The organism is Pseudomonas sp. P20, assembly GCF_016463925.1.
In the GTDB taxonomy this organism is placed as follows: domain Bacteria; phylum Pseudomonadota; class Gammaproteobacteria; order Pseudomonadales; family Pseudomonadaceae; genus Pseudomonas; species Pseudomonas aeruginosa.
This window is the reverse complement of the sequence record NZ_JAEMVM010000007.1, coordinates 589030-602508: the sequence shown is the minus strand read 5'-3', so window position 1 is coordinate 602508 and position 13479 is coordinate 589030. Positions and strand designations below refer to the sequence as shown.

The 13479-nt window shown below is 66.4% G+C and carries 12 protein-coding genes; 8 read left to right on the top strand and 4 right to left on the bottom strand.

The genetic code is table 11. The annotated features are described in order from the left end of the window. Positions 1-115: 115 nt before the first annotated feature. Positions 116-1792 (top strand): DNA repair protein RecN, encoded by a 1677-nt coding sequence (gene recN, locus JHD77_RS10185; protein ID WP_003100507.1) that lies wholly within the window; start codon positions 116-118, stop codon positions 1790-1792. A 69-nt stretch (positions 1793-1861) separates the two neighbouring features. Here the strand turns inward: recN and fur are convergent, their stop codons facing one another. Next, entirely contained in the window at positions 1862-2266 is a 405-nt protein-coding gene (gene fur / locus JHD77_RS10180; protein WP_003095216.1) for a ferric iron uptake transcriptional regulator, read from the bottom strand. Between the two features lie 97 nt (positions 2267-2363). Between fur and JHD77_RS10175 the strand changes: the two genes are divergently transcribed. After that, entirely contained in the window at positions 2364-2894 is a 531-nt protein-coding gene (locus JHD77_RS10175) for an outer membrane protein assembly factor BamE (protein ID WP_003113904.1), read from the top strand. Positions 2895-2961: 67 nt separating this feature from the next. On the opposite strand, the gene JHD77_RS10170 is transcribed toward JHD77_RS10175, so the two are convergent. Together JHD77_RS10170 and JHD77_RS10165 are read right to left on the bottom strand one after the other, a co-directional pair. Continuing rightward, positions 2962-3267, bottom strand: a complete 306-nt coding sequence (locus JHD77_RS10170) for an RnfH family protein (protein ID WP_003095218.1) — start codon at positions 3265-3267, stop codon at positions 2962-2964. Continuing rightward, on the bottom strand, positions 3260-3694 hold the full coding sequence (locus tag JHD77_RS10165; RefSeq protein ID WP_003100497.1) for a type II toxin-antitoxin system RatA family toxin: 435 nt from the start codon (positions 3692-3694) through the stop codon (positions 3260-3262). Before JHD77_RS10165 ends, JHD77_RS10170 begins: the two co-directional genes overlap by 8 nt. Positions 3695-3969: 275 nt before the next feature. Here JHD77_RS10165 and smpB point away from each other — a divergent pair, with 275 nt between their 5' ends. Further along, positions 3970-4449 (top strand): SsrA-binding protein SmpB, encoded by a 480-nt coding sequence (smpB, locus tag JHD77_RS10160; protein WP_003100496.1) that lies wholly within the window; start codon positions 3970-3972, stop codon positions 4447-4449. Positions 4450-4471: 22 nt separating this feature from the next. Here the strand turns inward: smpB and JHD77_RS10155 are convergent, their stop codons facing one another. After that, a complete protein-coding gene (locus tag JHD77_RS10155) occupies positions 4472-5245 on the bottom strand; it encodes an FCD domain-containing protein (RefSeq protein ID WP_003095221.1) in 774 nt (257 codons plus the stop codon). 328 nt (positions 5246-5573) lie between these two features. Between JHD77_RS10155 and JHD77_RS10150 the strand changes: the two genes are divergently transcribed. From JHD77_RS10150 to JHD77_RS10130, 5 genes are all read left to right on the top strand, one after another. After that, complete coding sequence (locus JHD77_RS10150; RefSeq protein WP_003100495.1) at positions 5574-7256, top strand: lactate permease LctP family transporter; 1683 nt, start codon at positions 5574-5576, stop codon at positions 7254-7256. Positions 7257-7411: 155 nt separating this feature from the next. Next, the gene (lldD, locus tag JHD77_RS10145) at positions 7412-8557 is read left to right on the top strand and encodes an FMN-dependent L-lactate dehydrogenase LldD (protein ID WP_031755640.1); all 1146 of its coding nucleotides are present in this window, start codon (positions 7412-7414) and stop codon (positions 8555-8557) included. A gap of 66 nt (positions 8558-8623) precedes the next feature. Next, positions 8624-11440, top strand: coding sequence for an FAD-binding and (Fe-S)-binding domain-containing protein (locus JHD77_RS10140; RefSeq protein ID WP_031801405.1), 2817 nt, complete (start codon positions 8624-8626; stop codon positions 11438-11440). Positions 11441-11868: 428 nt separating this feature from the next. Beyond that, positions 11869-12351 (top strand): adenosylmethionine decarboxylase, encoded by a 483-nt coding sequence (speD, locus tag JHD77_RS10135; protein WP_003095236.1) that lies wholly within the window; start codon positions 11869-11871, stop codon positions 12349-12351. Beyond that, on the top strand, positions 12351-13478 hold the full coding sequence (locus tag JHD77_RS10130; RefSeq protein ID WP_003102234.1) for a fused MFS/spermidine synthase: 1128 nt from the start codon (positions 12351-12353) through the stop codon (positions 13476-13478). The genes speD and JHD77_RS10130 overlap by 1 nt, the downstream gene beginning before the upstream one ends. Position 13479 lies beyond the last annotated feature (1 nt).

Sequence of the window (13479 nt, the reverse complement as noted above, 5' to 3'; positions counted from 1 at the left end):
GCAACGTTGCCGGCTATATGGGGACGGCTTTCCACGGTTCAAGGGGCGAGCGGCAATTGCCAGCCGGAAAAAATACTGTATAAATAACCAGACAAAACCCACGGAGCCGCCCGCCATGCTGGTTCACCTGTCCGTTCACAACTACGCCATCGTCGAGCACCTGGATCTCGAACTCGCTACCGGCATGAGCGTGATCACCGGCGAAACCGGCGCGGGCAAGTCGATCATGCTCGACGCCCTCGGCCTTACCCTCGGCGACCGCGCCGACAGCGGCGCGGTCCGTCCCGGAGCGGACAAGGCCGACATTCTCGCCAGCTTCGACGTCAGCGCCATCGCCGAGGCCCGCGACTGGCTCGCCGAGCGTGACCTGGAACAGGACGGTCCGTGCATCCTGCGCCGGGTGATCACTGCCGAAGGTCGCTCGCGTGCCTACATCAACGGCACGCCCTGCCCGCTGGGCGACCTGAAGAGCCTGGGCGAACTGCTGATCGACATCCATAGCCAGCACGAGCACCAGTCGCTGCTGAAGAGCGAGACCCACCGGCGCCTGCTCGACGAGTACGCCGGCTGCCAGGAGCTGGCGCGCCAGGTGCAGCTCGCCGCGCAACGCTGGAAGCAGACCAGTCAGGAACTCGAACGCCTATCGCGTAGCGGCGACGAACAGCGCGCCCGCCACCAGTTGCTCAGCTACCAGCTGGAAGAACTGGAAAACCTGTCCCTCGGAGAAAACGAACTGGAAAGCCTGGAGCAGGAGCAGAAGACCCTGAGCAACGCCGAAAGCCTGCTCGCCGCCTGCCGCCAAGTCGTGGAAATGTGCAGCGAGAGCGATGCCGGCAACGTCCTTTCCGCGCTCAATGCCAGCCTCAACCGCCTGACCTCGTTCAGCGGCCAGCCCGCCGCTCTCGGCGAAGCGGTCAATCTGTTGTCCAGCGCGCAGATCCAGGTCGAGGAGGCGATCGGCGAACTGAACCGCTTCGTCGACCACTTCGATGCCGATCCCAATCGCCAGCAGCAGGTCGAGGAGCGCCTGGACGTCATTTACTCCCTGGCGCGCAAGCACCGGGTCCAGCCCGCCGAACTGGCCGACCTGCAGCAGCGCCTGTTCGACGAACTGGAGGCGCTGAACGCCGACGACGAAGCGGTCGGACGCCTGGGCGACGAGCTGGCCGCCTACGCCCGGCATTACCAGGAAAAAGCCGAAGAACTGAGCCGCCTGCGCCAGGCCGCGGCCGCACCTCTTGCCGCCAGCGTGGAGCAGGAGATGCAGCGCCTGGGCATGCCCGGGGGGCGCTTCGCCATCGTCCTGCATCCCGGCGACAGCGCCGAGCCGCAGGCCAACGGACTGGAAAGCGTGGAGTTCCTGGTCAGCGCCAACCCCGGGCAGCCGCTGAAAGGGCTGGCCAAGGTCGCCTCGGGCGGCGAACTGTCGCGGATCAGCCTGGCGATCCAGGTGATCACGGCACAGACCTCGCGCATCCCCACCCTGGTCTTCGACGAAGTCGACGTCGGCATCGGCGGCCCCACCGCCGAAGTGGTCGGACAGTTGCTGCGCCGCCTCGGCGAACGCGGCCAGGTCCTCACCGTGACCCACTTGCCGCAGGTCGCCGCCCAGGGCCACCAGCACCTGTTCGTGCACAAGGAACGCGGCAGCAGCGAAACCCGTACGGCGGTCGCCACCCTGAACAAGGCCCAGCGGATCGAGGAGATCGCCCGCATGCTCGGCGGCGTCGACCTGACCAAGGAATCCCTGGCCCACGCGAAGAAACTGGTCAACCTGGCCGCCCAGAACTGAACGTTCCTTCAATGGAAAATGAAAACGGCGACCCCAGGGTCGCCGTTTTCGCATGGAACCGTTGCGCGACTACTTCTTCTTGCGCACGTAGAGCACCAGATTGTGATCGACCAGCTCGAAGCCGCGCTCGCGGACGATTTCCTTCTGGCGCTTCTCGATTTCCGCATCCATGAACTCGATCACCTCGCCGGTATCGACGCAGACCATGTGGTCGTGGTGGCCGCTATCGGCGAGCTCGAACACGGCATGGCCGCCATCGAAGTTGTGACGCACCACCAGGCCGGCGGCCTCGAACTGGGTCAGCACCCGATAGACGGTTGCCAGGCCCACGTCCTCGCCTGCTTCCATCAGCGCCTTGTACACGTCTTCGGCGCTCATGTGGCGTTGCTCGGCCGAGTCGAGCATCTGCAGGATCTTGACCCGCGGCAGGGTCACTTTAAGGCCGGCTTTTCGAAGTTCGCTATTTTCAACCATGTCTGCTTTCTCAGCGCGGGATGTTTCGCAGTATCCCGGAATACGGGTATGATCGGGCTTTTATTTGCCCAGCCAAGATAGTGGAAGTCGCTCACCGATGCAAAACGCCAAGCTCATGCTGACCTGTCTCGCTTTCGCGGGGCTTGCCGCACTCGCCGGTTGCTCGTTTCCTGGCGTCTATAAAATCGACATCCAGCAAGGCAACGTCGTAACGCAGGACATGATAGACCAGTTGCGTCCCGGAATGACCCGACGCCAAGTGCGGTTTATCATGGGCAACCCGCTCATCGTCGATACCTTCCACGCCAATCGTTGGGACTACCTCTACAGCATCCAGCCGGGCGGCGGTCGTCGCCAGCAGGAGCGCGTCAGCCTGTTCTTCAACGACAGCGACCAGCTGGCCGGCCTGAACGGCGACTTCATGCCCGGCGTCAGCCGCGACGAAGCGATCCTCGGCAAGGAAGGCAGCACCACCGTCACCCAGCCGGCCGACCAGCAGAAACCGGAAGCGCAGAAAGAAGAGCCGCCGAAACCGGGCTCCACCCTGGAACAGCTCCAGCGCGAAGTGGACGAAGCCCAGCCGGTACCGGTTCCGACTCCCGAACCTCTGGACCCCAGCCCGCAATGACGGCTGGCGTTCCACGAAAAAGCCCGGCATTCGCCGGGCTTTTTCATTTCCGCAGGAAACCCCTCGGCTAACCGCCTTCGCGTTCGCTCCGGGCCCGTGCGGCACGCTGCTTGCGCACCTCCTTGGGATCGGCGATCAGCGGGCGGTAGATCTCCACCCGTTCGCCGGCCTCCAGCACTCGCTCCTCCGGGCGTGCCAGGAGCTTGCCGAAGATACCCAGCGGGCAACCTTGCACATCCAGCCCTGGAAAGGCCTCGGCGATGCCGGAGAGCAGCACGGCCTCGCGTGCGCTGGTACCTGCCGGCACGCTCAGGCGCAGTAACGCCTGTCGCTCCGGCAGCGCGTAGACCACCTCGACGGCGATCTCAGCCATAGAGTTGCTTGGCGCGCTGGCAGAACGCGTCGACCATGGTGTTGGCGGCCTGGGTGAACAGCGGCCCGAGGGTCGCCTTGACCAGCGGCCCGGCGTAATCGAAGGTCAGGTCGAGGGTGATCTTGCAGGCCTTCTCGCCCAGCGCCTTGAACTGCCAGACGCCATGCAGTTCGGTGAACGGTCCGTTTTCCAGGTTCATCTCGATGGAAGCTCCCGGCACCAACACGTTGCGGGTGGTGAAGCGCTGGCTGAGGCTACCCTTGGCCACGGTCAGCTCGGCGCGCATCAGGCTTTCGCTCTCCTCCAGGACCTGGCTGGCCGAACACCAGGGCAGGAACTCCGGATAGCGCTTCACGTCGTTCACCAGATCGAACAGCGCGCGGGCGGGATAAGGCAACAGCGCCGAACGCTGGATATGGGTGCTCATAGAACTCTCACTTCTGCTGTCGAGCGGGCGACTCCCCAAGCATAGCCGGCGGGACGGCGGCATCCGCCACGGCGGCGCGCTGCGCCCGTCGACCGGGGCCAGGGTTCGGCAGAAAAAACGCTCAGCGCAGCCTGACGCCACTTGAAGACTTTTCTTACAAAACCTTGGCCAGCGGCCAGGAAAAGAGTGGGCATTGTCCGAAATTCGCCTCTATCCCTCAAGCGCGACGCCGCCCCATAGCGGTGAAGCCGGCGACTCCCTATAATGCGCCGCCTATGGCTAAGCAGAAGAAACACCCTTCGGGGACCATCGCGCAGAACAAGAAGGCTCTGCACGACTATTTCATCGAACAACGCTTCGAGGCGGGCGTCGCCCTGGCGGGCTGGGAAGTGAAAAGCCTGCGCGCCGGCAAGGCCCAGCTGGTCGACAGCTACGTGCTGCTCAAGGATGGCGAGGCCTGGCTGCTCGGCAGCCACATCACGCCCCTGACCACCGCCAGCACGCACGTGATCGCCGACCCGGTGCGCACGCGCAAGCTGCTGCTGCACAAGCGCGAACTGGGCAAGCTGTTCGGCGCCGTGCAACAGAAGGGCTACGCCTGCGTCGCCCTGTCGATGTACTGGAAGAAGCACCTGGTCAAGTGCGAGATCGCCCTGGCCAAGGGCAAGAAGGACTTCGACAAGCGCCACACCGAGAAGGAGCGCGACTCCGATCGGGAGATCCAGCGCGCCATGCGCCACGGCAAGGACGACTGAGCGCGTCCCTGCCCGCGCCTCGCTAGTCTTCCTGCACGCTGCGCCGGCGCTGCGAGCGCTTCATCCTGCGCGCCTCTTCCTGGACCTCCGCCAGGACCTCCTGCACATAGTGGATGTGCTGGTTGGACACCTCCCGGGCCAGCTCCGCCTGACCGCTGATGATCGCGTCGTATAGGCGCTGGTGCTGCTCCATCAGTTGCGCGCGGGTTTCCGTGCGCTGCGCGTACATCCCGCCGATATTGGTCACCACGTTGCGCCGCAGCAAGTCGAACAGGCCCTTGATGGTGTGCAGCAGCACGGTGTTGTGGCTGGCCTCGGCGATCGCCAGGTGGAAGCGCGCGTCGGCGGCACCCTCTTCCGCGCTGACCTGGTCGTTGCGCGCATAGCAGGCCTGGAGCGCCTCGAAGGCCTCGGTCAGGCGCTGGTGATCGAGGGAGGTCGCACGCAGCGCCGCGTAGTAGGCACAGGACCCTTCCAGCGTGTGGCGAAACTCCAGCAGGTCGCGCTGGGCCTCCGGGTTACCCTCCAGCAGGTGCAGCAGCGGATCGCTGAAAGTCGCGCCCAGCGATTCGGTCACATAGTTGCCGCCACCCTGGCGGCTGACCAGCAGCCCCTTCGCCACCAGTTTCTGGATCGCCTCGCGCAGCGACGGCCGGGAAACCCCGAACTGCTCGGCAAGCACGCGCTCGGCGGGCAGCCGCTCGCCGGACTTCAGCGTGCCCTCCAGGATCATCGCCTCCAGTTGCGCAACGATGTCATCCGACAGACGGCGCTGCCTGACCTGACCAAATTCCATATCCCGACACCCTTACCCGAAGTTTCGTCGCAAAGCCTCTGCCATGCGCCCAGCGCGAAAAAGAGAGGAAGCGTACCGAGCCGCTCCCCGCACCACAAGCGAGCCGCCACGAGCCCCGCACGAGCATCCTTAGACAAAAGTCGTAGACGGGCAAATTGACACGCCGAACGCTCGACTCTTAACCTGAGCGCTCGCTTTTGTAAATTGGTCTTACCAATTATGCGAGCTTTGCCAGGTTCGGCTGCCCAGCGCCCTTGCACACACAGGTCTTGGCGCGTATCCGATCTGGTCACAGGCAAACCCAACAACAATTAGGGAGCCAACCCCCATGCAAGCCTGGCAACAACTCTATACCCCCCTGGGCAGTCTCGGCCTGTCGGCCGCCGCGGCCGTCATCCCGATCGTGTTCTTCTTCCTCGCCCTGGCGGTATTCCGCCTCAAGGGCCACATCGCCGGCAGCATCACCCTGGCGCTGGCCATCGCGGTGGCCATCTTCGCCTTCCACATGCCCGCCGACATGGCCTTCGCCGCCGCCGGCTACGGCTTCCTCTACGGTCTCTGGCCGATCGCCTGGATCATCGTCGCCGCGGTCTTCCTCTACAAACTGACGGTGAAGAGCGGCCAGTTCGAGGTGATCCGCAGCTCGGTGCTGTCGATTACCGGCGACCAGCGCCTGCAGGTACTGCTGATCGGCTTCTCCTTCGGCGCCTTCCTCGAAGGCGCCGCCGGTTTCGGCGCGCCGGTGGCGATCACCGCCGCCCTGCTCGTCGGCCTCGGCTTCAATCCGCTCTACGCCGCCGGCCTGTGCCTGATCGCCAACACTGCGCCGGTGGCCTTTGGCGCACTGGGCATCCCGATCATCGTCGCCGGCCAGGTGACCGGCATCGACGCCTTCAAGATCGGCGCCATGACCGGCCGCCAACTGCCGTTCCTGTCGATCCTGGTACCGTTCTGGCTGGTGTTCATGATGGACGGCTGGCGCGGCATCCGCGAAACCTGGCCGGCCGCCATCGTCGCCGGCGGCAGCTTCGCCATCACTCAGTACCTGACGTCCAACTTCATCGGCCCGGAGTTGCCGGACATCACCTCGGCGCTGGTCAGCCTGGTCTCCCTGACCCTGTTCCTCAAGGTCTGGCAGCCGCAGGGCGCCAGCGAAGCGCTCGCCGCCAGCGGCGGCGCGGCCGTGGCCGGTGGCGGCTACGGCGGGCAACGCAGCGTCGAACCGTCCGCCTACAGCTTCGGCGAGATCCTCAAGGCCTGGTCGCCGTTCCTGGTGCTCACCGTACTGGTGACCATCTGGACCCTGAAACCTTTCAAGGCCCTGTTCGCCCCGGGCGGCGAGCTCTACTGGCTGGTGTTCAACTTCGCCATCCCGCACCTCGACCAACTGGTGGTCAAGGGCGCGCCGATCGCCACCAGCGCCACGCCGATCGCCGCGGTATTCAAGTTCGACCCGATCTCCGCCACCGGCACGGCGATCTTCCTCTCGGCGCTGGTATCGATGTTCATCCTGCGCATCGGAGCGAAAATTGGTATTACCACTTTCAAGGAAGTCCTGGTGGAGCTGAAGTGGCCGATCCTGTCCATCGGCATGGTCCTGGCCTTCGCCTTCGTCACCAACTACTCGGGCATGTCCACCACCCTGGCCCTGGTCCTGGCCGGTACCGGCGCGGCGTTCCCGTTCTTCTCGCCGTTCCTCGGCTGGCTGGGGGTATTCCTGACCGGTTCGGATACGTCCTCCAACGCCCTGTTCAGCTCCCTGCAATCGACCACCGCGCACCAGATCGGAGTCAGCGACACCCTGCTGGTGGCCGCCAATACCAGCGGCGGCGTGACCGGCAAGATGATCTCCCCGCAATCCATCGCCGTGGCCTGTGCCGCGACCGGAATGGTCGGCAAGGAATCCGACCTGTTCCGCTTCACCCTGAAGCACAGCCTGATCTTCGCCGCGCTGGTCGGACTGATCACCCTGGCCCAGGCATACCTATTCACCGGCATGCTGGTGCACTGACCGCGCCCTGATCGGCCGCGCGTCGGCGATACTGCGCAGGAAATGGTCCGGGGGAGACTCGCCTACGATCGTAGGCCCGGCTCCCTTGGCCATTTCCACCGTGTCCCGCTCCACTGCGCTCGATGCAAAACCTTTCGACACAACGGAAGAGCCCAATGATCATTTCCGCTTCCACCGACTACCGCGCCGCCGCCCAACGCAAGCTGCCGCCGTTCCTCTTCCACTACATCGACGGCGGCGCCTACGCCGAGTACACCTTGCGTCGCAACGTCGAGGACCTGTCGGCCATCGCCCTGCGTCAGCGGGTGCTGAAGAACATGTCCGAGCTGAGCCTGGAAACCCGCCTGTTCGACGAGACCCTGGCGATGCCGGTGGCGCTCGCCCCGGTCGGTCTCACCGGCATGTACGCCCGCCGCGGTGAAGTCCAGGCGGCACGCGCGGCGGCGGCGAAGGGCGTGCCCTTCACCCTGTCGACGGTATCGGTGTGCCCGATCGAGGAGGTCGCCCCGGCCATCGACCGGCCGATGTGGTTCCAGCTCTACGTGCTGAAGGACCGCGGCTTCATGCGCAACGCCCTGGAGCGGGCCAAGGCCGCCGGCGTCACCACCCTGGTGTTCACCGTCGACATGCCGGTCCCCGGCGCCCGCTACCGCGACGCCCATTCCGGCATGAGCGGCCCCTACGCCGCGCCGCGCCGCATCCTGCAAGCCATGACCCACCCGGCCTGGGCCTGGGACGTCGGCCTGCTGGGCAAGCCCCACGACCTCGGCAACATTTCCGCCTACCGCGGCAACCCGACCGGACTGGAGGATTACATCGGCTGGCTGGGCGCCAACTTCGACCCGTCGATTTCCTGGAAGGACCTGGAGTGGATCCGCGAGTTCTGGGACGGCCCGATGGTGATCAAGGGCATCCTCGACCCCGAGGATGCCAGGGATGCGGTGAAGTTCGGCGCCGACGGCATCGTCGTCTCCAACCACGGCGGCCGCCAGCTCGATGGCGTGCTGTCCAGCGCCCGCGCGCTGCCGGCGATCGCCGATGCGGTGAAGGGCGAACTGGCGATCCTTGCCGACTCCGGCATCCGCACCGGTCTCGACGTGGTGCGGATGATCGCCCTCGGCGCCGACAGCGTGCTGCTCGGCCGCGCCTTCATCTACGCCCTGGCCGCCGCCGGCGAGGCCGGGGTGCGCAACCTGCTCGAACTGATCGAAAAGGAAATGCGCGTGGCCATGGTCCTCACCGGGGCCAAGTCGATCGGCGAGATCAGCGCTGACTCGCTGGTCCGCGAACTGGGCGCCTGAGACGCCCACCAGAAAAGCCAGAAAACGCCCGGGGCGTGACCGTCGTCCCAGGGCCGAGGAAAGCCGATGAGCCTGCCGATTCCCTTTCTCGAGACCGTCGAGCGGCTGATACCGCGCGAACGCCGCTTCGACGACCCGCTGTCGACCCTGGCCTTCGGCACCGACGCCAGTTTCTACCGGTTGATTCCCAAGCTGGTGCTGCGCGTCGAAAGCGAGGACGAGGTCGCCGCGATCCTATCCGCCGCCTACCGCGAGCAGGTCCCGGTGACCTTCCGCGCCGCCGGCACCAGCCTCTCCGGCCAGGCCATCAGCGACTCGGTGCTGCTCGTCCTCGGCGACAACTGGAACGGCCGGGAAATCCGCGCCGACGGCGCGCAGATCCGCCTGCAGCCGGGTGTCATCGGCGCCCAGGCGAACGCCTGGCTGGCGCCGTTCGGCCGCAAGATCGGTCCCGACCCGGCCTCGATCAACGCCTGCAAGATCGGCGGCATCGTCGCCAACAACGCCAGCGGCATGTGCTGCGGCACCGCGCAGAACAGCTACCACACCCTCGCCGGCCTGCGCCTGCTGCTGGCCGACGGCACCCGCCTGGACAGCGAGGACCCGGCCAGCGTCGCGGCCTTCCGCGCCAGCCACGGCGAGCTGCTTGAACGGCTTGCCGAACTCGGCCGCGAGACCCGCGCCAATGCCGAACTGGCCGCGAAGATCCGCCACAAGTACCGGCTGAAGAACACCACCGGCCTGTCGCTGAACGCGCTGGTCGACTACGACGAGCCGCTGGACATCCTCACCCACCTGATGGTCGGCTCCGAGGGCACCCTCGGCTTCATCAGCGCGGTGACCTACGACACCGTCCCGGAACACCCGCACAAGGCCTCGGCGCTGCTGGTTTTCCCCACGGTGGAAACCTGCTGCACGGCGGTCGCGGTGCTCAAACGCCAGCCGGTCTCGGCAGTGGAACTGCTCGATCGGCGCAGCCTGCGCTCGGTGGAGAACATGCAGGGCATGCCGGAATGGGTGAAGAGTCTTTCCGCCGGTGCCTGCGCCCTGCTCATCGAGTCCCGCGCGGCGAGCCGCACGCTGCTGCACGAACAGCTCGGGCGGATCATGGCCTCCATCGCCGAATATCCGCTGGAGAAGCAGGTCGACTTCAGCGAAGACCCGGCGGTCTACAACCAGCTCTGGCGCATCCGCAAGGACACCTTCCCGGCTGTCGGCGCGGTGCGCGAGACCGGCACCACGGTGATCATCGAGGACGTCACCTTCCCCGTCGAACGACTGGCCGAGGGAGTCAACCGCCTGATCGAGCTGTTCGACAAGCACCGCTACGATGAGGCGATCCTCTTCGGCCACGCGCTGGAGGGCAACCTGCACTTCGTCTTCACCCAGGGCTTCGACTCGCCCGAGCAGATCGCCCGCTACTCGGCGTTCATGGACGACGTGGCGCACCTGGTGGCGGTGGAGTACGGCGGCTCACTGAAGGCCGAGCATGGCACCGGGCGCAACATGGCGCCGTTCGTCGAACTGGAGTGGGGCGAGGACGCCTATCGCTTGATGTGGCAGCTCAAGCGCCTGCTCGACCCGCGCGGCATCCTCAACCCGGGTGTGGTCCTCAGCGACGACCCGCAGAGCCACCTGAAGAACCTCAAGCCGCTGCCGGCTGCCGACGAGATCGTCGACAAGTGCATCGAGTGCGGTTTCTGCGAACCGGTCTGCCCGTCGCGCGGACTGACCCTAACGCCACGCCAGCGCATCGTCCTGTGGCGCGACATCCAGGCGAAGAAGCGCGCCGGCGTCGACACCACCGAGCTGGAGCGCGACTACCGCTACCAGGGCATCGACACCTGCGCCGCCACCGGCCTATGCGCCCAGCGCTGTCCTGTGAACATCAACACCGGCGAGCTGATCCGCAAGCTGCGCGGCGCCGACGCCCGCCACGCTGGTGGCGCCACCTGGCTGGCGCGCAACTTTGCCGGAGCCATGCGCGCTGCGCGCTTCGCCCTGCTCGCTGCCGACGGCGCCCGGCGCCTGCTTGGCGCGCCCCTGCTGGCCAGGGCCAGCCGCGGCCTCAGCCAGGCCAGCGGCGGCCGCGTGCCGCAATGGACGCCGGCGCTGCCGCAGCCGGTACGCCTGGCGCCGCCGCCCGCCCCGCTCGACGACGAGCGGCCGAGGGTGGTCTATCTCGCCGCCTGCGTCTCGCGTGCCATGGGCCCGGCCTTCGGCGACGAAGAGCGCGAGCCGCTGCTGGACAAGACCCGCCGTCTACTGGAAAAGGCCGGCTACCAGGTGGTGTTCCCGGATAACCTGGACAACCTCTGCTGCGGCCAGCCGTTCGCGTCCAAGGGGTATGCGAAGCAGGCCGACGACAAGCGCGACGAGCTGCTCGCCGCCCTGCTCCAGGCCAGCCGCGGCGGCCTCGACCCGATCTACTGCGACACCAGCCCCTGCACCCTGCGCCTGGTCCAGGGTCTGGACGATCCGCGGCTGCAGATCCACGACCCGGTGAAATTCATCCGCAGTCACCTGCTCGATCGCCTGGAGTTCATCCCGCAGGACAAACCGGTAGCGGTGCACGTCACCTGCAGCACCCAGCACCTCGGCGAGAGCCAGGCGCTGATCGACCTGGTCGGCCGCTGCACCCGCGAGGTGGTGATCCCGGAAGGCATTCACTGCTGCGGCTTCGCCGGCGACAAGGGCTTCACCACGCCGGAACTGAACGCTCACTCCCTGCGCAACCTGAAGGATGCCGTGCAGTTCTGCGAGGAAGGCGTATCCACCAGCCGTACCTGCGAGATCGGCCTCAGCGAGCACGGCGGGATCGACTACCGCGGGGTGGTCTACCTGGTGGACCGGGTGACGCAGGCGAAGGGCGCGCCTCGGTAGGGCGAATAACCACTCGCGGTTATCCGCCGGGCCATGCTCCGCAGAAGCAGCGGATAGCGCCGCTGGCGCTATTCGCCCTACCTCACGACTCCCACCGGTAGGGCGAATAACCGCTCGCGGTTATCCGCCGGGCCATGCTCCGCAAAAGAGGCGGATAGCGCCGCTGGCGCTATTCGCCCTACGTCACGACTCTCACCGGTAGGGCGAATAACCGCTCGCGGTTATCCGCCGGGCCATGCTCCGCAGAAGCGGCGGATAGCGCCGCTGGCGCTATTCGCCCTACGTCAGGCGAAATGGCTGCTCCGGCGTCGTCGGCCCGCGCCGGGTCGGGCAAAAAATCCGTCGTTAAGCACCTCTTAAGTCAGCCGCGCCTATCGTGCCTTCCACCGCGAGGACATCCCTCGCCGAAACGGAAGCAGGAGGCCTTCATGGCAATTCAACCGTTGCGACTCGATCCGATCACCGTGCTCGGCAAGCAACTGGTCATCGAGCTGTTCGACTGCGTCGACCAGCGCTTCGACGATATCCAGTGGATCGAGGAAAGCATGCTCGAGGCCGCCCGCCAGGCCAACGCCACCATCATCACCTCGGCGTTCCACAAGTTCAGCCCGATCGGCATCTCCGGCGTGGTGGTGATCGCCGAATCGCACCTGGCGATCCATACCTGGCCGGAGTACGGCTATGCCGCGGTCGACGTGTTCACCTGCGGCGACGTGCTCGATGGCGCCCAGGCCGTGCGCGTGCTCAGCGAACGCCTGGGCAGCCGTCGGCACCTGATCTCGAGCATGGACCGCGGCCTCGGCGGCCATCGCCTGGGGCTGCTCAGCCGCAGCCTGGCCGGCAATGGCCCGGTCGACGAAGACAGCCCGACCCTGCGCTGGGCGCTGGGCCAGGGCACGGGGGTGGCCTGATGGATACGCCGATCGAACGCGCCCCGCTGGCTCCCGACCTGAGCCAGGCCCGTTACGCCGTCGACCTCACCGGCCTGGTGCCGGCGGAGGTCGCCGCCGGGCTGCCGCCGCTGCCGCCGAACCACTTCTATTTCTATCCGCCGGACCCGCTGCTGGAAGGCGACGGCGCGATCACCGCGATCGAGGACAGCGACCCCTTCGACCAGTACGTCTACCGCCTGCGCCGGGTGCTCTACCAGGGCCGCACGCGCTGGCAGAACGTGCTGATCGCCGACACCTACAACTACGACCGCGTGCTGATGCTCGACGGCGCGATCCAGAGCGCCGAGAGCGATGAGTCGCTGTACCACGAGCTGCTGGTGCAGCCGGCCATGCTCGCCCACGACGAGCCGCGCGACGTACTGATCATCGGCGGCGGCGAAGGCGCCACCCTGCGCGAGGTGCTGTCCCATGCCAGCGTGCGGCGGGCGGTGATGGTCGATCTCGACCGGGAGCTGGTGGAACTGTGTCGCGAACACCTGTTCCAGTGGCACCAGGGCGCCTTCGACGACCCACGCTGCGAACTGCTCGCCGAGGACGGCCGGGCCTATCTCGAGCGCGACCCGTCGCTCTATGACGTGGTCATCATCGACGTCGTCGACATGCTCGACAACGGCCCGGCCCAGGCTCTCTATACCCGCCAGTTCTACGAGCTGCTGCATTCGCGCCTGCGACCGGGCGGGGTGGTCGCGGTGCAGGGGCTGGAGTTCTCCCACAGCGACGACAAGCCCCACGCGGCCCTCGCCCGCACCCTGCGCAGTGTCTTCTCCCAGGTCCACAGCTACCGCGCCACGGTGCCCTCGTTCCTCTCCTCCTGGGGCTTCCTGCTGGCTTCCGACTGGCTCGACACGAACCACTGGCAGGCCGAGGACATCGACCGACGCATCGAACGCAAGCTCGGCCCGCTGTGGCTCGACCACCTCGACGGCGACTACCTCAAGGCCTGCTTCGTGATGGACCGGGAAACCCGCTTCCTGCTCGCCCAGCCGGGACCGGTACTGGAAGACGGCGTACCCTTCGTCGCACCGCCGGATATCGAGGAGATCGAGTTCGGCCCGGCACAATTGCCGGCCCTGGCGAGGACCTGAA

What these genes read in the sequence shown, in the direction of transcription:
- JHD77_RS10150 (WP_003100495.1), top strand. Translation starts at nt 5,574, where the DNA reads ATGCAAGCCTGGCAACAACTCTATACCCCCCTGGGCAGTCTCGGCCTG.
- speD (WP_003095236.1), top strand. Translation starts at nt 11,869, where the DNA reads ATGGCAATTCAACCGTTGCGACTCGATCCGATCACCGTGCTCGGCAAG.
- JHD77_RS10140 (WP_031801405.1), top strand. Translation starts at nt 8,624, where the DNA reads ATGAGCCTGCCGATTCCCTTTCTCGAGACCGTCGAGCGGCTGATACCG.
- lldD (WP_031755640.1), top strand. Translation starts at nt 7,412, where the DNA reads ATGATCATTTCCGCTTCCACCGACTACCGCGCCGCCGCCCAACGCAAG.
- fur (WP_003095216.1), bottom strand. Translation starts at nt 2,266, where the DNA reads ATGGTTGAAAATAGCGAACTTCGAAAAGCCGGCCTTAAAGTGACCCTG.
- recN (WP_003100507.1), top strand. Translation starts at nt 116, where the DNA reads ATGCTGGTTCACCTGTCCGTTCACAACTACGCCATCGTCGAGCACCTG.
- JHD77_RS10165 (WP_003100497.1), bottom strand. Translation starts at nt 3,694, where the DNA reads ATGAGCACCCATATCCAGCGTTCGGCGCTGTTGCCTTATCCCGCCCGC.
- JHD77_RS10175 (WP_003113904.1), top strand. Translation starts at nt 2,364, where the DNA reads ATGCAAAACGCCAAGCTCATGCTGACCTGTCTCGCTTTCGCGGGGCTT.
- JHD77_RS10170 (WP_003095218.1), bottom strand. Translation starts at nt 3,267, where the DNA reads ATGGCTGAGATCGCCGTCGAGGTGGTCTACGCGCTGCCGGAGCGACAG.
- JHD77_RS10130 (WP_003102234.1), top strand. Translation starts at nt 12,351, where the DNA reads ATGGATACGCCGATCGAACGCGCCCCGCTGGCTCCCGACCTGAGCCAG.
- smpB (WP_003100496.1), top strand. Translation starts at nt 3,970, where the DNA reads ATGGCTAAGCAGAAGAAACACCCTTCGGGGACCATCGCGCAGAACAAG.
- JHD77_RS10155 (WP_003095221.1), bottom strand. Translation starts at nt 5,245, where the DNA reads ATGGAATTTGGTCAGGTCAGGCAGCGCCGTCTGTCGGATGACATCGTT.